15 protein-coding genes are annotated in these 22,934 nt (G+C 45.4%); 10 read left to right on the top strand and 5 right to left on the bottom strand.

Annotated features, from left to right (window positions below; genetic code table 11):
- Positions 1 to 142 precede the first annotated feature (142 nt).
- The 6 genes from H6571_11280 (at position 143) to H6571_11255 (ending at position 6,488) form a co-directional block, all read left to right on the top strand.
- Complete coding sequence (locus H6571_11280; GenBank protein ID MCB9324307.1) at positions 143 to 886, top strand: rhomboid family intramembrane serine protease; 744 nt, start codon at positions 143 to 145, stop codon at positions 884 to 886.
- A gap of 56 nt (positions 887 to 942) precedes the next feature.
- Positions 943 to 1,887, top strand: coding sequence for a rhomboid family intramembrane serine protease (locus tag H6571_11275; GenBank protein MCB9324306.1), 945 nt, complete (start codon positions 943 to 945; stop codon positions 1,885 to 1,887).
- A 72-nt stretch (positions 1,888 to 1,959) separates the two neighbouring features.
- The gene (locus tag H6571_11270; protein ID MCB9324305.1) at positions 1,960 to 2,544 is read left to right on the top strand and encodes a nicotinate-nucleotide adenylyltransferase; all 585 of its coding nucleotides are present in this window, start codon (positions 1,960 to 1,962) and stop codon (positions 2,542 to 2,544) included.
- Positions 2,545 to 2,717: 173 nt separating this feature from the next.
- Positions 2,718 to 5,084, top strand: a complete 2,367-nt coding sequence (locus tag H6571_11265; protein MCB9324304.1) for a hypothetical protein — start codon at positions 2,718 to 2,720, stop codon at positions 5,082 to 5,084.
- Between the two features lie 21 nt (positions 5,085 to 5,105).
- Positions 5,106 to 5,798 carry an NAD(P)-binding domain-containing protein gene (locus H6571_11260; protein MCB9324303.1) on the top strand — a complete coding sequence of 231 codons (693 nt, stop codon included), beginning with the start codon at positions 5,106 to 5,108 and terminating at the stop codon, positions 5,796 to 5,798.
- Positions 5,799 to 5,801: 3 nt separating this feature from the next.
- A complete protein-coding gene (locus H6571_11255) occupies positions 5,802 to 6,488 on the top strand; it encodes an SDR family oxidoreductase (GenBank protein ID MCB9324302.1) in 687 nt (228 codons plus the stop codon).
- Positions 6,489 to 6,570: 82 nt separating this feature from the next.
- Here H6571_11255 and xylA read toward each other — a convergent pair whose 3' ends face one another.
- The 4 genes from xylA to H6571_11235 all read right to left on the bottom strand — a co-directional run bounded on the left by xylA (position 6,571) and on the right by H6571_11235 (position 11,806).
- Positions 6,571 to 7,917, bottom strand: coding sequence for a xylose isomerase (gene xylA, locus H6571_11250; protein MCB9324301.1), 1,347 nt, complete (start codon positions 7,915 to 7,917; stop codon positions 6,571 to 6,573).
- Positions 7,918 to 7,935: 18 nt separating this feature from the next.
- Complete coding sequence (locus tag H6571_11245) at positions 7,936 to 9,420, bottom strand: carbohydrate kinase (GenBank protein ID MCB9324300.1); 1,485 nt, start codon at positions 9,418 to 9,420, stop codon at positions 7,936 to 7,938.
- 222 nt (positions 9,421 to 9,642) lie between these two features.
- Entirely contained in the window at positions 9,643 to 10,950 is a 1,308-nt protein-coding gene (locus H6571_11240; GenBank protein MCB9324299.1) for an aminotransferase class I/II-fold pyridoxal phosphate-dependent enzyme, read from the bottom strand.
- Between the two features lie 67 nt (positions 10,951 to 11,017).
- Entirely contained in the window at positions 11,018 to 11,806 is a 789-nt protein-coding gene (locus H6571_11235; GenBank protein ID MCB9324298.1) for a prolyl oligopeptidase family serine peptidase, read from the bottom strand.
- A 267-nt stretch (positions 11,807 to 12,073) separates the two neighbouring features.
- Here H6571_11235 and H6571_11230 point away from each other — a divergent pair, with 267 nt between their 5' ends.
- On the top strand, positions 12,074 to 13,192 hold the full coding sequence (locus tag H6571_11230; GenBank protein ID MCB9324297.1) for a Rieske 2Fe-2S domain-containing protein: 1,119 nt from the start codon (positions 12,074 to 12,076) through the stop codon (positions 13,190 to 13,192).
- A 454-nt stretch (positions 13,193 to 13,646) separates the two neighbouring features.
- Here H6571_11230 and H6571_11225 read toward each other — a convergent pair whose 3' ends face one another.
- Entirely contained in the window at positions 13,647 to 15,419 is a 1,773-nt protein-coding gene (locus H6571_11225) for a SusF/SusE family outer membrane protein (GenBank protein ID MCB9324296.1), read from the bottom strand.
- Positions 15,420 to 15,563: 144 nt separating this feature from the next.
- Between H6571_11225 and H6571_11220 the strand changes: the two genes are divergently transcribed.
- From H6571_11220 to H6571_11210, 3 genes are all read left to right on the top strand, one after another.
- Positions 15,564 to 18,527 carry a SusC/RagA family TonB-linked outer membrane protein gene (locus H6571_11220; protein MCB9324295.1) on the top strand — a complete coding sequence of 988 codons (2,964 nt, stop codon included), beginning with the start codon at positions 15,564 to 15,566 and terminating at the stop codon, positions 18,525 to 18,527.
- An 8-nt stretch (positions 18,528 to 18,535) separates the two neighbouring features.
- On the top strand, positions 18,536 to 20,725 hold the full coding sequence (locus H6571_11215) for a RagB/SusD family nutrient uptake outer membrane protein (protein MCB9324294.1): 2,190 nt from the start codon (positions 18,536 to 18,538) through the stop codon (positions 20,723 to 20,725).
- A 255-nt stretch (positions 20,726 to 20,980) separates the two neighbouring features.
- On the top strand, positions 20,981 to 22,924 hold the full coding sequence (locus H6571_11210) for a glycoside hydrolase family 13 protein (GenBank protein MCB9324293.1): 1,944 nt from the start codon (positions 20,981 to 20,983) through the stop codon (positions 22,922 to 22,924).
- Positions 22,925 to 22,934 lie beyond the last annotated feature (10 nt).

Raw genomic sequence — 22,934 nt, 5'->3', positions numbered from 1 at the left:
GTTTCCTTTTGGGAAAGCAGTAATCCTGGGGAATAGACAGGAGTGGGATCGGGGCATTTTGCTTTCCCTGGTTTTCTGTACGTACCCAATGATTCAAAAGAGAGGGTTTCGTTTTGTTAAACACTCAAAAAAAGTATAAAAAATGGGTCTTAGGATAACAGATGTTGTCAAGAATTTGCTGATCATCAATATTTTGATGTTTGTGGGAAGTAATGTCCTTACTTCTTCCGAAATTTTTGATGCCAACAGGATGCTGGCATTGTATTACCCGAATTCTCCTCTTTTTCAGCCTTACCAGATCGTCACCCACTTTTTTATGCATGGGGGATTTACGCATATTTTATTCAATATGTTTGCCCTGGTCATGTTTGGTTCTCCCCTGGAGGCGCTTTGGGGCGGCAAGAAATTTTTGTTTTTCTACTTTTTTAGCGCCCTTGGTGCTGTAGCGCTTTCCTTTGGGATCCACTATTTTGAGTATGCCCACTTTTTAAGCCAGCTTACTCCTGAACAGATCCAGTTGTTTGCTAAAGAGGGGTATGATGCATTGAGTAAAGGGTATAATTATGAAAACGGGTCACTGGCTGAACTTAATCTGAAATATTACTCCTACAATTATGTACCAATGGTGGGGGCTTCGGGAGCTATTTTCGGTTTGTTACTTGCTTTTGGCATGAAATTTCCGAACGTGGAACTCATGCTGATCTTTTTGCCGATTCCTATTAAAGCCAAGTATTTCATCCCCATATTGATGGTTTTTGAGTTAACTTTGGGAATTGCCCAATTCTCATGGGATAATATCGCACACTTTGCCCATTTGGGCGGCGCGTTATTCGGATTCTTATTAATTTTGTACTGGCGGAAGTTTGATAGTGGATTTCAGCATTGATGGAGATGCCTGTATTGGGGTTTTAAGCCCCTAACACCGGCCGAAAAAATATTTGCATGTTTACTTCGATTTGGGAAGATATAAAAAGGGAATTTAATTACGGGAATACGGTTAGCCGCATTATTCTCGTCAATATTGGTGTTTTCCTTTTGATCAATATTGTTTGGGTGATCCTCCGTATTTCAAACGGTTGGGTGACCCCACCGGCTTACGAAAAAATTGTTCAGTTCCTCAGCATTTCATCCAGTGTAAGGCACAATCTGACCCATATCTGGGTGTTCATCACCCATATGTTCCTGCACGAAGGATTCTTTCACTTATTCTTCAATATGCTCATGTTGTATTATTTTGGGCGCATCGTTGGAGATTTTATTGGGAATCATCGGGTTTTGCCGCTGTATTTGCTTTCTGGAATAGCCGGAGCGCTCATGTTTTTTTTAACCGTAAATTTCCTGCCCTACGGAGGAGGTAATCTGCATTTTGCCCTCGGGGCATCGGCTGCCGTAATGGGTATTGTACTTGCTGCCGGAGTCTTGTCGCCGGATTATATTTTTTACCTTCCATTGCTGGGAGCCGTCAAAATAAAATACATCATCGCGGTCATGTTGATCGTGGATTTTTTCGCTGTGGCGGGAAATACCAATACGGGAGGGCACTTTGCCCACCTTGGCGGGGCGCTTTTTGGGTGGATATTTGTGCGTCAGTTGCGAAAGGGACAAGATCTCTCGGTATGGGTGAACCGCCTGATTTACAGCATTACCCTTTTGTTTAAACCGGATAGCCGAAAACAGGAACGCAAAGGCCCTTATATGGTTTATAAAAACCAGGATAAGAAAAAAACAGCTACCAGGAAGCAGGAAAAGAGCAAACCGCATCATACCAGCGATAATCTATCCCATGAAGAACAAGTGGATTCCATTTTAGATAAGATCAAGGAAAAAGGATACGAAAGCCTTACCCCGGAAGAAAAGGAGTTCCTTTTTAACGCCAGTAAAAAATAATCTTGTTACCGGCTTCTTGTTGCTGGTTTCCGGGCTAGGCAACAAGAAACCGGCCACCAGCCACCAGATTCCATGTCTCAACGTAAAATCGGTTTGTTTTTTGGTTCCTTTAACCCCATCCACATCGGGCACCTCATCATTGCTAATTTTATGGCCACCCAAACCGATCTCGACGAAATTTGGATCGTCGTCTCTCCTCAGAATCCATTGAAACAAAAATCATCCCTTGCCCGTGATCAGGATCGATTGCACCTGGTTCGGATAGCCATTGAAGATAACCCTGCGCTAAGAGTGACAGATATTGAATTCCGTCTGCCTAAACCTTCTTATACCATTGATACCCTTACCGTTTTAAAAGAACGGCATCCGGAATACCTTTTTTCTCTTATCATGGGAGGGGATAACCTAAGCACATTCCACAAATGGAAAAATTACGAACTGCTCCTCCTTAATCATAAAATTTACGTGTATAAAAGGCCGGAATATGATTTGGGTGCCCTGGCCGATCATCCGGCAGTTCAACTTTTTGATGCCCCTTTGATGAATATTTCTGCGAGCTACATCCGGAATTGTATTAAGGAAAATAAATCGGTGAGATACCTTGTACCTGAACCTGTATATGAGTATTTGTCAACGAGTAATCTGTATAGGGGATAATGAGTCGATGCGACAATGCGGGAATGGATCAATGTGGGAATGCGTAAAGGGTGTTCTTCATTCACATGTTTACTCCTGCTTCTATTGTCCGCCCCGCAAAAAAACACTTAAAAGAAATTTAAGCACAATATAAATTTCCCGCGCCAGTTATTTTTTTAAGCAAAAAAACGAACATGTACAGAAGACTTCTACTCTCAGGTGTTTTGATCCTTTTCCTTTCCGCATTTGCCTTGGGTCAGAATGTATTACCCATTGGGCAATGGCGTTCCCATTTACCCTACAAGATCGGTCAGTATGTTACCCAGAGCGAGCAGGAAATTTTTTATTCCACAGGCTTGTCCGTCGTGGCTTTTGATAAGGAGGAGCTTTCGCCCCGGTTTCTTACCAAAACGGATGTTTTGAGCCAGGCAGGCATCCAATATATTAAATATTTTGGCCCGCAGGAGACTTTGATAGTGGTGTACACCAACGGTACCATGGATTTAGTCAAGCCGGACGAGGTTATTACGATGCCACAGATCACAAACTTTCCCAATGTCCTCATAGGTAAGGAAGTCAACGAAATTTTTATCGAAAGTGATTCAACCATATTGCTGGCAGCAAGTTATGGGGTGTCGAGGGTGAAAATTACGGACAATATCAATGAGTTTTCCTTTACGGCTTTTACCGGGGTTCCGGTGCTTTCAGTAGCTTCTTTTGAGGGATTTATCTACGCGGCAACAGAAGAAGGTATTTACCGGATCAATGCGGATAGTTTTTTCCCGGAGGTTTTTACCAATTGGGAGTATCTCGATGAGTCCAATGGTTTCCCTATGGATTATTCGGCACACGCCATGGCTATTTTTAACGGGCAGTTTTATTTTGATATCAACAGCGTATTATACCGCTGGAATGAAAGCGCGCCTGTTGAGATTCATACAGAGGAAAATCAAAAAATGAAATACCTTTCTGCTGAAGGGGCGCACCTGATGGCAGGCTATCGTTGTGACTGGGAAAATTGTGGGGGAAACGGCAAAGTACTTTATTTCAATCCTGATGAATCCTTTGGAGTACTTGCTCCGGGATGTGTTGCCGTTCCTTATAATGGCATTGAAGATGAACAGGGACGTATCTGGTTTGGGGAAGACTACCGGAATTTTCGTTGGATCGATAATGTGGAGGATGCCAATTGTAATACTTTTTCGCTTAACTCGCCCTGGTCCGAGCGTTGCTGGAATATTGAAATACAAAATAATCAGCTATGGGTCACTTCCGGAGGATTGACACCAGAGACCTTGAAGGGGCAATTTTTCAGGGATGGTTTTTATTCTTTTATCGACGGTCAGTGGACCATTTATAACGACCAGACCAATGTCGTGATGAAAGGCGAAGACCCGGACAGTAAAGATGACGACTTGTTTGGAATGATTTCTTTAGCCATCGATCCTGCTTCGGGAAAAGTCTATACCGGCTCTTATTTTGAAGGATTGATTGAGGTGGACGGGGAAAACGTCAAGCTTTATAACGAAAATAATTCGACGCTCCAGGTAGCGGAGGGAGATGATAGCCGCGTAAGGGTTTTGGGACTTGCGGTGGATGAGGAAAGTAATCTGTGGGTGACCAATGCGCTGGCAAGTGGCGGCCGTCCGCTGTCCGTCCTCAGGCCCGACGGCACCTGGAAGAGTTTTGATGAGGTTTGTGGGTTTGAAGTGCTCATGGATGTGGTGGTGGATGCCAACGGATACAAGTGGATTAGAGTAGGAGATGACGGTGCCGGTTTATTGTTGTTCGATGAGGGCGATATGGATGACGATACAGATGACCGATGCCAGTTTTTTTCTTCCGGTAACAGTAATTTGCAAACCAATGATGTGACCAGCCTGGCCGTTGACCTGGACGGAGATGTCTGGGTAGGTACTACTGCGGGTATCGTCATTTTTGAATGCGGGGGCAACTCTTTTGACCCGGAATGCAATGGGTCACGACGTATTGTGGTGGGAGAAGACGGTAACCCCGGGTATCTTTTTGAAACGGAACGGATAGAAGCCATTGCCGTTGACGGAGCCAACCGAAAATGGGTGGGTACTTCCACAGGTGCTTACCTGCTCTCTGCAAACGGGGAGGATGAATTGTTGTATTTCAACCAGGATAATTCTCCTTTGCTTGATAATACGATTTATGATATTGCCTGTAATCAACAAACAGGCGAAGTATTCTTTGCGACCAACAAAGGCATCGTTTCTTACCAGGGCGATGCTGTGGAAGGTGGATTTACCCACAAGGAAAATTTCAAAGTATTTCCCAATCCCGTCCGTCCCGAATATGACGGACCCATTACCATCAGGGGTTTCTCCCGCGATGCTACCGTCAAAATTACCGATATCAGCGGCAAACTGGTTTTTGAGACCAAAGCACTGGGGGGACAAGCCATTTGGGATGGCAGGGATTATAACGGACGCCGGGCCAATACCGGGGTTTATCTCGTTTTTGCCACGACAAGCTCCAGCCTGGGGTTTACGGATCCAAGTTCGGCTGTAGCTAAAGTGGTTTTGATTAATTAACCATAACCAAACTGTTTTAGTATGAAAATTACCATTTTAGGGACGGGAATGGTCGGGATGACCATAGCAGAAAGACTCATCGAATTGGGACATCAAATAACCATGGGAACCCGTAATCCCGAAGCTACACGAACACGTAACACTTCCGCTCAATGGGGTAAAATACCTTTCGGCCAATGGCTCGATGGTCAAAAAGGAATTCACCTGGCAACCTATGATGCGGCCGCACAGGAAGCAGATCTGGTCATAAATGCCACGAGCGGCGGAGCTACGCTGGAAGCACTTGCGCAAGTGGGCGCCTCCAGCCTACGGAATAAAATTTTACTGGATATTGCCAATCCACTTGACTTCTCAAACGGTATGCCGCCTACTTTGTCTGTTTGCAATACAGATTCTTTGGGAGAACAGATCCAGGCCAGGTTTCCGGAAGTTAAGGTGGTCAAAAGCCTTAATACCATGAACACTTACATCATGATGCACCCCGAAACCATTCCGGGAGATCATACCGTTTTTGTCAGCGGAAATGACAACGAGGCTAAAAAATCCGTGAGTGATCTTTTGAAAAATATTGGCTGGAAAGCCGACAATATTATTGATTTGGGAGATATTTCTACCGCTAGAGGAACAGAAATGTTGTTGCCGGTATGGCTGAGATTGTGGGGCGCCTTGGGAAATGCCAATTTCAATTTTCACATTCAGCGGGCAAAAGAATAAAAGATGGAACAAAAAATCATCCTGGTTACAGGAGGTAACCGCGGCATTGGCTTCGAAATATGCAAACAACTGTTTGAAATGGGCCACAAAGTGATCATGGGATCCCGTGACCTGGCCAAAGGCAAAAAGGCGGCTGAATCCATTAAAGGAGATATTCATGTCCGTCATCTCGATGTGACCAAAGAAGCAGATATAAAAAACCTGGCCATGGACCTCCGGGATCATTTTGGCAAACTGGACGTGCTCATCAATAATGCTGGGCTGCTCATTGGCAATAAAGGCGCTACGGAGGTAAATATCGATGAGGTAAAACGCATCATGGAGGCCAATTTTTATGGTCCCTGGCGGCTTACCCAGGTTTTACTTCCTTTATTGAAAAACAGTGAGGAAGGAAGGATCATCAATATGAGCAGTGGTATGGGAGCCTGGGATAGTCTCAGTGGCGGTTATGCAGGTTACCGCTTGTCCAAAACTTCTTTAAATGCACTAACGGTCCAAATGGCGAATGAGTTATCAGGGATAGGTATCAAAGTCAACGCCATGTCCCCGGGTTGGGTGCGTACGGATATGGGCGGAAAAGAAGCCCCGCTCTCGGTTGAAGAGGGTGCCGATACGGCCACCTGGCTCGCTACGGCCGAAGTCATTCCCACAGGCAAATTCTTCCGGGACAGGCGGGAGATTGATTGGTAAGATAAAATCCGGCACTACCCAAAGGCAAGTGCCGGATTAAATCGATATATGAAAGGCTGTATGAAAAAAAATTGCCTTCCGTTTAAATGTATTGATTGATAATATTCTCAAACAACTCCTGCCGCCCGCTTCTCAAACCAGGCTCTCCGTTTTCACGGGCAATGTCAGCCAGCTCTTCCAGGGTCAGTTTCCCCGTTTCAAAGGCTTTCCCGTTGATGGTATTGAAGGAGCTGTATCTCGCTTTTCTGAGCGGCAAATAGTCGGAATGATCCAAAACGTCCTGAGTGATCAGGAGAGCCCTGGCAAAAGCGTCCATTCCGCCGATGTGGGCATAAAACAGGTCTTCCAGGTCGGTTGAGTTCCTGCGGGTTTTTGCATCGAAATTGATACCTCCGCCCTGGAAACCTCCGCCGGGGAGAATGACCAAAAATGATTCCACCAGTTCGTAAAGGTTATTCGGGAATTGGTCGGTATCCCATCCGTTTTGATAATCACCGCGGTTGGCATCCATGCTGCCGAGTAACCCGTTATCGACGGCGATCTGTAATTCATGCTGAAAGGTATGCTGGGCCAGGGTGGCGTGATTCACTTCCAGGTTGAGCTTGAAGTCCCCGTCCAGTCCGTATTCTTTTAAGAAGCCGATGACGGTAGCCGCATCAAAATCGTATTGGTGCTTGCTGGGTTCCATGGGTTTGGGCTCAATGAAGAAAGTGCCTTGGAATCCGTTTTTACGTGCGTAATCCTTGGCCATGTGCAGGAACCTGGCCATATGGTCCAGTTCCTTTTTCATTTCTGTATTCAACAGGCTCATGTACCCTTCGCGCCCTCCCCAGAAAACGTAATTTTCACCACCCAGTTTTATGGTTGCATCCAGTGCGTTTTTCAATTGCGCCCCGGCATAGGCGACAATGTCAAAATCAGGATTTGTAGCGGCGCCGTTCATATATCTCGGGTTGGAGAAAAGGTTGGCTGTTCCCCAAAGGAGTTTTACGCCTGATGCTTTTTGTTTCTCAAGGGCATAGTCTGTAATAAATTCCAGCCGCTTTGCCGATTCATTCAGATTGTCGCCTTCTGCAATGAGGTCGAAATCGTGGAAACAATAAAAGGGAGCTCCGATTTTAGTGATGAATTCAAAAGCCGCATCCATTTTATCCTTACCCGCCTGGTAGGGGTCGTTCGAGGCCAGCCAGGGGAAATTTTTGGTGGCGGCACCGAAAGGATCTCCCCCGATTCCGCAAAAGGAATGCCAGTAGGCGATGGCAAACCGAAAGTGCTCTTTCATGGTTTTGCCTGCGACCACCTTACTTTCATCATACCACTTGAAGGCAAAAGGATTTTTAGAATCCCTTCCTTCGTATTTGATCTTTGGAACGTTCCGGAAGTATTCCTTATCTCCCAGAACCACATTCGTATTTTCTGTTACCTGCATGGTTTTATTTTATAATGGTTAATGCATCAGTTTATCGAGCTCCCCGCTCCAAAGCTGGTAGGCGGTCTTAAAGGCTTCTATATTATTTTGAGGAATATAACGGTGTTCCACTTTTCCGGTTTTCATAGCTTCATCAAGGTTGCTGTATATTCCCGCTCCGAATCCGCTTGCCTTGGCTGCTCCTACGGCCCCGGTGGTTTGGATCACCTCAATGGAACAATCGAGTAAATTGGCGATGGTTTGTGCAAAAATTTCCGACTGGAAAAGATTGTCGTTGCCAACCTTTATGACTTCGGGATCCAACCCCAGGGCTTTCAATACCTCAAATCCGTAAACAAAAGAAAAAGCGATGCCTTCCAGGGCGGCCCGGTAAAAATGGGCGCGTCCGTGGCGATTAAACTGGAGGTTGTTGATCTGTGCTCCGGGGCTTTCATTCATGAGGATGCGTTCTGCTCCGTTTCCGAAAGGAATGATCCGGAGTCCATCAGAGCCCACGGGAACCAATCCAGCCATAGATTCCATTTCCTGGTAGGTAATGCCAGCTTCAGCCATCTGTTTTTTTACCCATGCGTATTGAATGCCTGCTCCGTTGATACACAGTAAAAGTCCGAGTCTGGGATTTCCAGGGGAGTGGTTGACGTGGGCAAAACCGTTGATGCGCGACTGATTGTCATAAATGAGTTGGTCCACCACGGCATAGACCACTCCGGAAGTACCTCCTGTGGCCGCCACTTCATTCGGGTTGAAAACACCCAGCGAAAGGGCATTGTTGGGCTGATCCCCGGCCCTGTAGGAGACGGGAGTGCCCGGCATTAATCCCGTTGCCTCCCCTGCGGCTTCCGTAAGTTTTCCCTGGACGGTAAAAGTGTCGGCAATTTCAGGCAACAGGTCTTCCCTGATTCCATAATAATCCAGTAATGTTTTCGATGGGGCATTGGTCTTGAAATCCCAAAGTACCCCTTCCGAAAGACCTGAAATAGTGGTTTTTGCCTCGCCTGTCAACTTCATGGCAATATAGTCCCCGGGTAGCAGGATCTTATCAATTTTTTCAAAAAGTTCCGGTTCGTTCTCTTTGACCCATTTGAGTTTTGACGCAGTGAAATTGCCCGGAGAATTGAGTAAATGACTGAGGCAGTATCCGTGGCCAATGCCTTCAAAGGCTTTATGACCTATGTCCACCGCCCGGCTGTCACACCAAATGATGGAAGGTCGCAAAACTTTCTGGTCTTTGTCGATCAACACCAAACCGTGCATCTGGTAGGCAATGCCGATGCTTTTTATTTCAGACGATTTGATTCCCGTATCCTCCAGTAATTTTCGGGTAGCTTTGATTACATTTTCCCACCAGTCGGCAGGATGTTGCTCGGCCCAGCCTGACTGGACTGAAATCATCTCCATTTCGGTTTCCGGATATTGCACGATTTTGATGGTGTCGCCGGAGTCTGCCGCCACAAGGGCTGCTTTGATGGAGGAACTGCCTATGTCGTATCCTAATAAGTACATATTTGAATTACTTCAGTAATACGCCAAATGTACAGAATAAACTCGAAATGGAATAAAAAAACCCGTAAACCTGACTGGGTTTTATGGTCCGGAAAATGGAAATAAGACCGGCCAATTTTAGATTAGGTGCAAAACACCGAATGTAGAATGTTAAAGTTTTGCGCAAAGGTTTGAATAAAGGCACAACATAGAACGGCGCCCGTTGCGGCCGAACTAATTTTTCTATTGGCGTATCCTGACAATATAATTTTCCAGCCTTCCCATCGCCACCTCCAGATCTTCTTTAGGCAAACACGGGAAAACCACCCTGAATTGTCCTCTTTTGCTATGCCCGAACCCTTCTCCCGGCGTGAGCAATATGCCCGTTTCCTGGTAAAGTTCCAGCCAAAATTGGTTTTCCGCTTCCTGGCTTTGTTCCGAGAGGAATTCGGAGAGGTCGATCCAGACAAATAAACTTCCGGCAGCCGGCACGTAAGGAATGTTGAGTTTCCTGAAAGTCTTAACAGCAACGAGGTAGGATTCCGTTAAAAGTGTCTGATTGATTTGAATGTATTTGTCAACAAAATCATGATCCTCCAGCACCTTTTGGAATATCCATTGAGCGTAATTCGAAACCATGTGTGTGGCATTGAAATTCTCGTAGGATTTTATGAATTGCGTATTGTGGGAATAGACCAGCCCCACCCTGAATCCGGAAGCGCCAAAGTCTTTGGAAAAGGCATACCACCAGTGTAGGAAATCACTCTTTTTCGTTTCCATGATCCTGACAAAGGAGGTAAAATCCGGAATCTTTTGATAATCATCTTTCAATTCAGGGTGCCGGGTATTGATCAGCGACAAACCGTAAATCTCATTAACGATAAGGTGAATGTTGCGCTCAATACACCAGTCGGTGATCTCCAGTAATTTATCGTATTCGAAAATGCCTCCTGTTGGATTGTCCGGCGAAGTCAGTACCAGGAACCGAAAGCGCTTGCCCTGGCTTTTTATGTCATTGAATGCTTTTTCAAGATGAGGAATATCCAAAACGGGGCCCTTGCTGATCTCGGACAACTCGTGGTGGGTCACCAGGTTGTACCTTTCAATACCTGCCTTGTTGCCCATATCCTGTTTGTATACCGGGTAACAGGGGGCCGGAAAAACGGCCACGTCCCCGGGGTTGCCCAAAACCCAGGCCGTCATTTCAATCACGCTGGTTGCTCCGGCCGACATACCCATCCTTGCCGGGTCAACCGGGCATCCTGTCAGAAATTTTGAGAGAAAAGAGGCGATGGCCTGTCTTACTTCGGGAGCACCCAAACTTGAGGTGTAGTTAGACACCCAGTCGGGGATTTCATTTTCGCTGCTTATTTGCCTCATTTTGGCTTTTAATACAGGCCAGCTCAATTTGTTTTCGGCCATATTGAGAGGAAAAGTCCCCTCAGGGTTATCTTCCTTATGGTAAAGGTTTTGGACCGCCTCGAAAAAGGTTTCCAGGTCGAATCTTAATACGGCGTTGATGGCGGCTTCTCCTCGTTGAGATAAAGGCATGGCTGGATGGTTTGTTATGGTTGAATTGTTTCAAGGGGTCAAATTGTTTCAGTTGTTCAAGGGGTTATTAGTGCTTTTTTTGTGTGAAGAGCCAGGGTAGCAAGTCTTTTTCGGCAAAGGCTGAATCCCAGCTGTTGTGGTTGGCTTCGGGATATAGAGTGAACCTTACGTCAGCTCCTGCTTTCTTTAGATTTGTGGCCATTTCCTCGGAAAATTTCGGCGGCACGACATCGTCTTTTGCTCCGTGGAATATCCACCAGCTCACATTTTTGAGTTGTTTGGCCGTTGCCGGGTTGGCCCCTCCGCAAATGGGGAAAGCGGCTGCGAATACTCCTGGATAACGCCTGACCATTTCAAATGTTCCCATGCCTCCCATGGATAATCCTCCAATATAGACCCGGTTTTCATCAACAGGGTAAGTGTCGAGGAGAAATTCCAGTAAGGCCCCGGCGAGCTCCATTGATTTTGTAGGAGCTCCTGCCTTGCGAAAGTAAAAATCCCTTTTTCTGGAGGTCAGGTCAACGCTGTGCCCCACATTACTCCAATAGCTGTCTTTGGTGCATTGGGGAAAAACGACAATAGCCGGATAATTTTTCCTCACCTCATCCTTTAAAAATAATTTCGCCCCGTGAACCAATTGGGTTTCATTGTCGTCCCCTCTTTCTCCTGCTCCATGCAAAAAGAAAATCAAGGGATAATTTTGAGTGGCATCATAATTTTCAGGCAATAACAGGCGGAATGATATCGGTTGTTCATCTATTGTGAACCGGTGTTTTTCGAAAAGGGTTAAGTCCTGAGCCATAGATTGAAAAAGGATAAATGAGAAACATACAAGGGATAAACTGCTTTTAACCATGGTAATGTTTTTTTTGCTGATTTTTAATAAGGAACGATGAAAAAACAAATTGACATTCTTAATCTTGTAAATCACTGAAAATCAGTACTTTTAAAATTTTAATTTATTATTTTACATTTTACAAAGATCCCAATATCTGGCAATATTACAGAATAATAACCAAAGTCAAATAGAGGAAAACAAATTTATTGGGATTGGGCAAATTGAGATTAAGTGTGTATGTTTTGCTTTAATTTAGCGATATTGCCCAATAAATTTCCTGTTCAAATGCCATCAAAATTATTCATACATCCTGATATTTCCCTGGCCGAAACACTGCCTGCTTCTTTTTACAGGAGTACGGAAATGTTTGAAACGCTAAAAGAAAAGGTTTTCCTTCGCTCCTGGCAATGGATTGGGGACGAAACCATGGTAAAAGATCCCATGCACGTTCACCCGTTGATTTTGCTGGAAGGCTTTTTGACGGAGCCTTTGCTGCTGACGAAAAACGAAGCCGGTGAAATTTCCTGTCTGAGCAATGTGTGCACCCACCGGGGAAACCTGGTGGCCGATGCCGCCGGGCCGGCTAAACGGTTACAGTGTATGTATCACGGGCGAAGGTTTTCCCTTGATGGAAAATTTGAATTCATGCCCGAGTTCAAAACTACTAAAAACTTCCCGCGGCCTTGCGATGACCTGCATCCCTTTTCTTTTAAGCAATGGGGAACGCTGTTGTTTGTCGGAATGGATCCTTTGTTCGACTTTTCTTCCGTATTGGCGAGGATGGATGAGCGAATAGGTTTTCTTCCCCTGAAAGCCTTTAAAAGGGCTCCTGACCGCTCCAGGGATTATCCTGTCCATGCACATTGGGCGCTTTATTGCGACAACTACCTTGAGGGGTTTCATATTCCGTACGTTCATCCCGAATTAAACAAGGTATTGGACTATCGTGATTATACCACGGAGGTCTATGATTATTGCAATCTTCAGGTCGGTTATGCCGATGATCCGGAGGTATGTTTTGATTTGCCGGAAGGGCATATCGATTATGGTAAAAATGTGGCCGCTTATTATTTCTGGGTGTTCCCGAATATGATGTTCAATTTTTACCCATGGGGATTATCCATCAATATCGTCAAACCACTGGCCGTTGACAAGAGCCTGGTTTCCTTTATTTCCTACATTTATGATGAAACAAAGCTGGAAGAAGGTGCAGGCTCGATTCTGGATGCCGTTGAAATGGAAGATGAATATGTAGTGGAAGGCGTTCAGAAAGGGGTGCGTTCCCGGTTTTACCAGGCCGGGCGTTTTTCCCCGACCCGGGAACAGGGGGTGCATCATTTTCATAGCTTACTGGCGCGTTTTGTGAACCAGGAAGGGAAGCAGGCGACAAGTTCTCCGGATTAATTTTTAATGTCCGAAAAACCGGCAACGTGTATAACAAACATGAGTTCATCCCGAATTTTCAAAAACTGTCTGAAATAGAAATTTTTTGATTATTTGAAGTATTTTTTAAATGTAAAACCTGCCTGCAGACGCAGGAAGGCAGGTGTAAAACAAGGAATTTAAAACCTGCCTGCTGACGCAGGAAGGCAGGTGTAAAAGTGAGTGGGCAAAAGGTTTGGGTTTTGGAAAAAAGTCATTTTTTGTCGCAAAACACCTAACACACGACCCAAACACTTCTAAATTTTGCGGTTACTTGTTTTAAACCTTGCCTGCTGCCGCGACGGAAGGCAGGTTTTGCGGTTTATTTCTTTTGTAAAAGAAAAATCCCGAATTTAATCTGATTAGATGAAATTCGGGATGACTCATGTTTCATTTGTCTTTAACCGACAGTTGCTATTTCAGCCTGGTTAAAGTATTATTTTGCAATACTGAAACGTTTGCCGATGATATATCCTTCGGAAGTAATGTGCAGGATGTAGTTTCCGTTCTGGAGACCTGCCACATTAACGGTCAGGTTAGAAGTCGCGGCAGCAGTTTTAGTCAACAATTTTTTTCCGTTGATGTCCATGACAGTCATGGTCACATCGCCTTTCAGTTGTAACTTGCTCAAATCGACGTTCAGGGTTTCTCCAACAGGGTTAGGGAATACCTGTACATCAGCAGGGTTCAACAATTCTTCTTTTGTGCTGACCGGGTCACCAAAAGCGAAATCTCCCGTGTCTGTGAAAAGGGATACGCTATATGCGCCACCAACAGTTGGAATATTTGGCCCGTCCTGAGTTCCTGTACCGGTTGGCCATGTGTCACCACCCCAGTTGATAGTCCATGCGTGGTTGGCTCTGAATTTAGCTTCTCCGTCTTGCATAAGGATGTAGTTTGAGAAGAAGTGCAACTCATTGTCCGGATCTTTGGTGAGATCTTCGTCAATGTCCCAGCTTCCGGAAGGACTGCCTGTTCCTACGACTCCGATGGTATCGTAAGCAATGATTTGAGTGAAGTTATATGCTCCGGTAGTCGTGTTAAAATCAACAAAGTACTCCCCGGCAGGAACAGGTATATTGGCTCCATCCTGAGTTCCGATACCTGAAGGGAAGTCACCCGCACCCCAGTTGACTGGCCAGTCGTTGTCAGCCCTGAATTTTGCCTCACCGGTGGTGAATTCCATTCTTACGTTCCATAATTCAGGATTATCAGGATCTACTTCCATATCTGTATCTTCTGCCCATCCACCTGGAGTAGCATCACCGATAATACCAATCGTCTCATAATAAACAACCGGCAGGAAACTGTAAGCTCCTGTAGTCGTATTCAGGGTAACCTGGTAAAAACCGTCTGTTGGAACAGTAATGTTGCCACCGTCCGCTGTACCAATACCACTAGGCCAATCAGCACCTCCCCAGGAAAGAACCCACTCACCGTTGGCGCGGAATTTACATTCTCCAGCGACCAGGTCAATGTTGGCTCTCCAGATGCTTCCATCATTTGGATCCTGGTTGAGTTCTGTGTCTACGTCCCATCCACCTGGCGTGGCATCACCCACAAGACCGATGGAATTGATAGCGATAAGTTCTTCGAAGTTATAAGCACCAGACATAGTGTCCAGGGTTACCCGGTAGGTTCCTGAGGTAGGGACTGGAATATTATCTCCGTCCTGAACTCCGATGCCACTTGGCCAATCCAAAGATCCCCAGTTGACAACCCAGTCATCATCTTTTCTGAACTTGGCAGCACCGGCAACGAGGTCAATTTCTATGAAAAAACCATGTTCCGTGGTGTCTTTATACATATTCGTATCGTTTCCCCATCCACCTGGTGTCGCATCACCGATGATGCCGATAGGAGAGATTACATTAAAACAGTATTCGCCGGTAGCAGCGTTAAAAGTAACATCATATTCTCCTGCAAAAACGGGGATGTTATCACCATCTTGCACGCCGGTACCGCACGGAAAGTCTGAAGACCCCCAGTTGACCGTCCAGAGAGCATCCGCTCTGAATTTAGCAGCTCCGGCAACAAGTGTGACGTTGAGGGTCCACAAATCCGGATTCTCGGTATCCTGAACCATTGGAGTATCAGTATCCCATCCTCCGGGAGTGGCATCCCCAATAAGTCCCACGGTAGTGATCTGGCTAAAACCAGACAAAAGAATTGCACAGAAAAGTGCAGATAAAAGTAATCGTAATTTCATGGTATAGTTTATTTAAGTTAAAGAACAAATTACCTTTGTAAAAATGGTGAAAAATACAAATTTCACCAAGTGTGATTCACAAATATATCAAATTTTAGTGTATCTTTGACACTAAGACACTTAATTTTTATAAAATTTTATATCATGGGTAAAAATAGACTTTCAGGTAGAGGGATGCTGATCCTGTTTATTCTGGGCATGCCTTTATTTATTTTTGGTCAGAGAACCATAACCGGTACCATAACAGATGCGAGTACCGGAGAGCCCCTTTTCGGGGTGAACGTTTTAGCCAGGGAGACCTTAAATGGTACAGTTACCGACTTTGACGGGAAGTACGAACTGGAGATCCCTGCCGAAGTAAAGACCCTGGTATTCAGTTACACAGGGTTTGAAAGCCAGGAAATTGCCATTGGAGAATCGAATATTATTGACGTGTTGCTTTCTTCCGGGGTGGCGCTTGATGAGGTGATCGTTATCGGTTACGGTACGGTGAAGAGAAGTGATGCCACGGGTTCACTCCAATCGGTGACTTCCAAAGATTTTAACAAAGGATCCATTACAGGACCCCAGGAGTTGCTCGCCGGAAAAATCGCCGGGGTGACTATTACCACGGACGGTAGCCCGGGGGGAGGATCAAGGATCAGGGTGCGCGGGGAGTCTTCCATCAGTGCTTCTAATGATCCTTTGATCGTAATTGACGGTGTGCCCCTGGATAATGGTGGTGTTTCGGGAAGCCGGAACCCGCTGAATGTGATCAATCCAAATGACATCGAGTCCATGACCGTTCTCAAGGATGCTTCTGCATCTGCCATTTACGGAAACAGGGCTTCTGGTGGGGTTATCCTGATCACGACCAAAAAAGGGAGCCTGGGTGGCGGTATCCACCTGGGGTATAATGGCAATATTTCTTTCGGCAATGCGAGCAACAGGATTGATGTTTTGACCGCCGATGAATACAGAGCCACCCTGACCGATTATTATGGAGAAGGACACCCTTCCCTGGCGCTGCTGGGTGATGCGAATACGAACTGGCAGGATGAAATTTATCAGCAAGCCTTTTCACACGACCATAACCTGAGTGTTTCCGGTGGTGTGGGCAATGTTCCTTACCGTGTTTCCCTGGGGTATTCCGATAAAAACGGTATCCTGATGACGGATAACTTTAACCGTTTGACAGGAAGCGTGAACCTGACGCCCGGATTCTTTGACAATAAACTGCAGGTGAAATTGCATGCCAAAGTGATGAAAACACAGAATCACTTTGCCGACAGAGGAGCCATTGGCAATTCACTTTCCTTCGACCCTACACAGCAAATTTACGATGAAGGGAATGCTTATGGAGGTTTCTTCACATGGACGCTTCCCAACGGCAATCCTAATTCTTTGGCTCCGACCAATCCTTTGGCTTTGATAAACCTGCGTGATGATAATTCTGACGTACTCAGGTATATTACCAACGCCAACATCGATTATCGTTTCCATTTTTTGCCGGAACTCAGGGCCAACCTCAACCTGGCCTATGATTTTTCCGAAGGAAACGGAACCATTTACATTCCTACCATTGCCTCTTTTTCTTTCAACCAGTTGACTGGTGGTGGGGTGGATAATGTTTACAGCCAGAGCAAATACAACAGCCTGCTGGAATATTACATGAATTATAAGAAGGATTTTGGAAAACATTCTCTAGATGCGATGGCCGGTTATTCCTGGCAGCATTTTAAGGTAGCCAATACCTACACCAATTCAGATGTCGCCAGAACACCGGAAAACATCGTGACGGGAGATGATCCAGCCGAGTATTACCTGGTATCCCTCTTTGGAAGGTTGAATTACAGTTTTAGTGATAAATACTTATTCACTTTCACTTTGAGAAGGGATGGTACTTCCAGATTCTCCCCTGAGAACAGATGGGGATTGTTCCCTGCCGTAGCATTGGGTGTGAAGTTGATCGAAAATGGAAATCAATATTTTAACAACGTCAAACTGAGAGCAGGCTGGGGGGTAACCGGTCAACAGGATATAGGGGATTATTATGCTTATCTGGCGAGATATCAGTTGAGCTTTGACAATGCCAGGTACCAGTTCGGGGATCAGTTCATTTCAACACTAAGGCCTAACGGTTACGACGAAAACATCAAATGGGAAGAAACGACCACTTATAATGTTGGACTGGACTTCTCCCTCGTGAAAGACCGCGTGTCCGGTACCCTTGAGGTGTACAAGCGTTATACCAAGGACCTGTTGAACTATATTCCAGTTCCGGCCGGGACCAACCTGACCAACTTTATCAATACCAATGTTGGAAATATCGAGAACCAGGGCGTGGAACTGACGCTTAACCTCACGCCTTACCTGACGGAGAAAAATTCCTGGGACCTGGCCGTGAACGTCGGTTACAATCAATCGGAGATCACCAAACTGACTGCTACCGACGATCCTGAATACCAGGGCGTTGCGGTCGGAGGGATTGCCGGCGGGGTAGGAAGTAATATTCAAATACACACCGTAGGATATGCGCCAAACTCATTTTACGTTTACGAACAGTTGTATGATGAAAGCGGTAATATTCTCGAAGGACAATTTGCAGACAGAAACAAAGACGGAATCGTGAACGATCAGGACAAATACAGGTACCAAAAACCGGCAGCGGATTACTCTATCGGTTTTACAAGTAATCTGAAACTTGGTAATTTTGACTTTTCTTTTGCGGGAAGGGCGGCTATCGGCAACTACGTTTACAACAACGTTCAGACCGACATGGGCTATCTAAACAGGATGTATGGATCAACAGGAACGCTTTGGAACGTGAATCAATCTGCCGTGGACCTCAACGTCATTAACCAGTCCAACCTGACTTTTAGTGATCATTTTGTAAAAAAGGCCAATTTCCTCAGACTGGATCACATCACGATGGGATACAACTTCAATGAACTCATTGGTCACGGCATCCGGGTATTTGCGACCCTGCAAAATCCGTTCGTACTCACCAAATACGACGGGCTGGATCCGGAGATTGGCAATGGAATTGACAACAACATTTACCCACGACCCAGAACGTTTGTCATTGGCTTAAATGCAGACTTTTCTCTTTCTAAAAAAGCTAAATAATTAAAAAAATGAAGCATTCTATTTATATCAAAATAATGTCATTAGCAGCCTTGCTCTTTATTTGTAACAGCTGCTTCAATGACCTCGATACCATCCCGCTCGACAAGGATATTGTAACGGCGGCTTCTGTTTACGAGGATCCCAATGCCTACAAGCAGGTGTTGGCAAAATTATATGCAGGATTGGCGGTTTCCGGACAGGAAGGCCCTTCCGGCCAGGCGGATATTTCCGGCATTGATGAAGGTTTCGGTCAATATTTGAGAGGACTCTGGTACCACCAGGAACTCACAACAGATGAAGCCGTAATCGGTTGGAATGATCAGACCATTCTGAATTTCCATGGCCAGAACTGGAGTTCTGACGATGGGTTTACCTACGCTTTTTACAGCCGTATTTTTTATCAGATACCGCTTTGCAATGAATTTTTAAGAGAAACAACGGATGCCAAACTTGACTCAAGAGGGGTGGATAGTGATTTGAAGAAAGACATACAGGGATTCCGCGCTGAGGCACGGTTCCTTCGTGCCTTGAGTTACTGGCACGCACTCGACATTTTCCGCAATGTACCCTTTGTAACAGAAGATGACATCGTTGGATCTTTCTTTCCCGAACAAATTAAAGGTCCGGATCTTTTTAATTATATTGAGTCCGAACTTAAGGCTATTGAAAATGAGATCGCCCCGGTAAGGACCAATGAATACGGAAGAGCGGATCAGGGAGCCGTCTGGGCTTTGCTGGCAAAATTGTATCTGAATGCGGAAGTTTATACCGGCACTCCGAGATATACGGATTGTTTAACATATTGTGAAAAAATTATTAATGGAGGATATACCCTTGAGCCCGTGTATCAAAACCTGTTCCTGGCAGACAATGACCATAACAATGAGGTGATCTTCCCCATTACTTTTGATGGTGTGAACACAAAGACCTGGGGTGGAACAACCTTTATCATCAGAGCGGGTATCGGAGGATCCATGAATCCTGTAGCTTCTGGTGTCTCCAGCGGTTGGGCCGGAACCCGGACCACTAAGCAATTTATAGCCAAATTCCCTCAAAATCTTGGAGGTATTGTGGTAGCTCCTAATGAAGGATTGACTGCCAGTTATTCAAAAGTTTACATGCCTGGTGATTATCAGGGTTGGAATGGGTCAAATAACGCTACCACGCTGACTTCTGTCAGTGGCAATAAAGTGTATGAAGGTTATAAATATTTTCCTGAAGACAATAGCCGGTTCTTTATTACCAAATATCCTTTGTCTCCTGGATTTGGTGACAATGACGGCGACGGTACCCTGACCATGGGAGATACCATTACCGCCGGTCCTGCCGGTTTGTATTACGTCCAGGTGGATTTTAACAACAATACCTACGTTATGGAAAGGCGTGAATGGGGTGTACTTGGAGATGCCACCGCCACCGGTTGGGATTCTGATACCAACATGGAATGGGATGCTGCCAAGGAAGCTATGAAGATCACGATCAGCCTTAATCCGGGGACCATCAAGTTCAGAGCCAATGATGATTGGGCTGCAAACCTCGGTGATGATAATGCAGACGGTATTCTTACCCAGGAAGGTCAAAATATTGTGATAGCAGAAGGGGGAAATTACGAAATTCTCCTTTTCCTGGATAAACCTGATTATACCTACCAGTTAAAAAACACCAGTACTGACGTAAGGGGACTTTTTTACAAAAACGGACAAAACCTTGATATTACGGATTTGACCCTGTTTACGGATGGTTATGCCATTAATAAGTTTAAGAACGTCAATTCAGATGGAAGTGCGGGCTCCAATCCGGATCATACCGACACAGACTTCCCTGTATTCCGTCTGGCCGATATTTACCTCATGGCAGCAGAAGCCATCATGAGAAGTGGCGGAGATATGGATACGGCAGTTGGATATTTCAACACGGTTCGTAAAAGAGCCTTCAATAATTCATCAGCAGGTGATATTACCGCAGGAGAATTGACACTCGATTTTCTACTCGATGAGCGGGGTCGGGAATTGTACTGGGAGTGCCAAAGAAGAACGGATCTCATCCGTTTTGGCAAATTCAGCAATACGGATTATCAGTGGGCATGGAAAGGAGGCGTAATGGAAGGAAAGTCAGTGGAAGCCTGGAGGGATATTTTCCCGATTCCTTCTGCAGACCTGGGGGCCAACCCAAACCTTGAACAGAATACAGGATATTGATTTTTATAATTATTGAATTGTTTTAGAAGGCCTCCGGGGAATTGCTCCGGGGGCCTTTTATTCCTTGTGGAATGAAAAAAGGACATAGATTCAAAGCCGGCAAAATTTTAAAAAAAGTTGCCAGAAAATGTCACATTTCACCATCTCGCGGCTTTTAGATGTGGGGGCTGGGGGCTCAGTGACGGCCTGACTCAAAGTCAGGCCGTCACTGAGCCTTTTCGCTGTTCTTTTTTTAAAAATTCAACGCCCGTTGCCATGTACAAATTTTTCCTCATACTTCTAAACATAATCTCACTCGCTTTTCTCCTTCACGGGCAACCGGATTCCATTTACAATGATGATCCCACCCAATACCTGCCCATGGGAATGGAAGTGGCTCCATTTCGGCACTATTCGGCGGAAGGAGGAATAGTAGATCGCGTAAGGGTGCATCCTCCAAATTGGTGGACTGGAATGGCAGATCCTACTGTTGAGGTGATGATCTACGATGAAAAGATCGGAGACTACGAGGTGCGTTTAAGTGATAAAGCCGGCGTTCGTCTCGGTAAAGTATACCGGGTGGAAAATCCCAATTACCTTTTTATCGCAATAGAGACAGGGCCAGGAACCCAACCGGGATTTTTCGATATCATCCTGACCAAAGGAGCTCAACAAAAAAGTTATCCCTACGAACTCAAAGCCAGGAAAAAGGATACTTCCAAAGTACAGGGCCTCAATGCCTCTGATTTCATCTACCTGGTCATGCCCGACCGTTTTGCCAATGGCGATTACACCAACGATAGTTTCGAGGATATGCTGCAATCCGGCGTAAACCGGGACAAAATGTTCTTCCGCCATGGGGGAGACCTTCAGGGGATTCTCGATCATCTCGATTACTTTAAAGAATTGGGCGTTACCGCCCTTTGGTTGAACCCGGTACTGGAGAATGACCAGCCTTATTCTTCCTACCACGGTTACGCCATCACAGACCATTATGAAATAGACAAGCGCTTTGGAAGCAATGAATTGTACCGGACTTTCGTCGAAAAGTGCCACGAAAAAGGGATCAAGGTCATCATGGATATCGTATTCAATCATTGTGGTCATGAGCACTGGTTTATCAAAGATTTGCCTGAGGAGGACTGGATCAACCAATGGCCGGAATTTACTAAATCCAATTTTCGTTCGGCGGTGGTGGCCGATCCTTATGCTTCCCAATCGGATGCCAGCCATTTGTTTGATGGATGGTTTGATTATACCATGCCCGACCTCAATCAGAAAAACCCGAGACTGGCCAACTACCTGATTCAAAATAAAATCTGGTGGACCGAATACTCCGGCCACGATGCTTACCGTATTGATACCTGGTATTTTCCGGATCAGGATTTCTTGTCGGACTGGGCCAAACGCATGCAGCAGGAATATCCGACTATCGGGTTGTTTGGGGAAACCTGGACGCAACAACTCGCCGTACAGGCTACACTTGCCGCCAACGACAGGTTAACCAAAGGATACAATTCGAACCTTCCGGGGATCACGGATTTTCAACTCAATTTTGCCATTGAAGAAGCTTTGACCCTCCCCCAGTCCTGGACAGGGGGATTGGCTCGCATTTATTATACCCTGACGCAGGATTTTCTCTATGATGATCCAATGCGAAACGTGATCTTTCTGGACAATCATGATAAGTCCCGCTTCTTTTCCACCGTTGGAGAAGAGGTGGATAAACTGAAAAGCGGCATCGCTTTCCTGCTCACCATGCGGGGCATTCCCTCCATGTATTATGGTACGGAGCAACTTTTTGCAGGTTTGGCCGATCCTGATGGTAAGGTGCGCCAGGATTTTCCAGGGGGATGGAAAGAAGATAAGGTCAACAAATTTGATCCTTCGGACAGAACCGCGGCGGAGAACGATATGTTTGGTTATGTTAAAAAACTGGCTAATTATCGTCGCAACACGCCCGCCTTGTACAACGGGAAACTCATGCATTTTATACCTGAAAACGGAGTTTATGTGTATTTTAGGTACGATACCACTAAAACCATCATGGTTCTCATGAATACGAATGCAGAAGCAACAAAAGTGAATACAGCTCGTTTTGCAGAGCGGATGGGCGGGTTTTTAAAAGCAAAAAATGTTATAAGTGAAAAAATATTGTCTGAAATTGACGTTATTGAGGTGGATAAAAGCAGCACCCTGGTTTTAGAATTATTAAATTAAATAACCTAAT

Source organism: Lewinellaceae bacterium (genome assembly GCA_020636105.1).
GTDB lineage: Bacteria > Bacteroidota > Bacteroidia > Chitinophagales > Saprospiraceae > BCD1.
This window is presented reverse-complemented; position numbering and strand designations above follow the sequence as displayed.

Excerpts from the sequence above, each read along its gene's own strand:
- H6571_11280 (MCB9324307.1), top strand. The coding sequence starts at position 143 with ATGGGTCTTAGGATAACAGATGTTGTCAAGAATTTGCTGATCATCAAT.
- H6571_11275 (MCB9324306.1), top strand. The coding sequence starts at position 943 with ATGTTTACTTCGATTTGGGAAGATATAAAAAGGGAATTTAATTACGGG.
- H6571_11270 (MCB9324305.1), top strand. The coding sequence starts at position 1,960 with ATGTCTCAACGTAAAATCGGTTTGTTTTTTGGTTCCTTTAACCCCATC.
- H6571_11265 (MCB9324304.1), top strand. The coding sequence starts at position 2,718 with ATGTACAGAAGACTTCTACTCTCAGGTGTTTTGATCCTTTTCCTTTCC.
- H6571_11260 (MCB9324303.1), top strand. The coding sequence starts at position 5,106 with ATGAAAATTACCATTTTAGGGACGGGAATGGTCGGGATGACCATAGCA.
- H6571_11255 (MCB9324302.1), top strand. The coding sequence starts at position 5,802 with ATGGAACAAAAAATCATCCTGGTTACAGGAGGTAACCGCGGCATTGGC.
- xylA (MCB9324301.1), bottom strand. The coding sequence starts at position 7,917 with ATGCAGGTAACAGAAAATACGAATGTGGTTCTGGGAGATAAGGAATAC.
- H6571_11245 (MCB9324300.1), bottom strand. The coding sequence starts at position 9,420 with ATGTACTTATTAGGATACGACATAGGCAGTTCCTCCATCAAAGCAGCC.
- H6571_11240 (MCB9324299.1), bottom strand. The coding sequence starts at position 10,950 with ATGCCTTTATCTCAACGAGGAGAAGCCGCCATCAACGCCGTATTAAGA.
- H6571_11235 (MCB9324298.1), bottom strand. The coding sequence starts at position 11,806 with ATGGTTAAAAGCAGTTTATCCCTTGTATGTTTCTCATTTATCCTTTTT.
- H6571_11230 (MCB9324297.1), top strand. The coding sequence starts at position 12,074 with ATGCCATCAAAATTATTCATACATCCTGATATTTCCCTGGCCGAAACA.
- H6571_11225 (MCB9324296.1), bottom strand. The coding sequence starts at position 15,419 with ATGAAATTACGATTACTTTTATCTGCACTTTTCTGTGCAATTCTTTTG.
- H6571_11220 (MCB9324295.1), top strand. The coding sequence starts at position 15,564 with ATGGGTAAAAATAGACTTTCAGGTAGAGGGATGCTGATCCTGTTTATT.
- H6571_11215 (MCB9324294.1), top strand. The coding sequence starts at position 18,536 with ATGAAGCATTCTATTTATATCAAAATAATGTCATTAGCAGCCTTGCTC.
- H6571_11210 (MCB9324293.1), top strand. The coding sequence starts at position 20,981 with ATGTACAAATTTTTCCTCATACTTCTAAACATAATCTCACTCGCTTTT.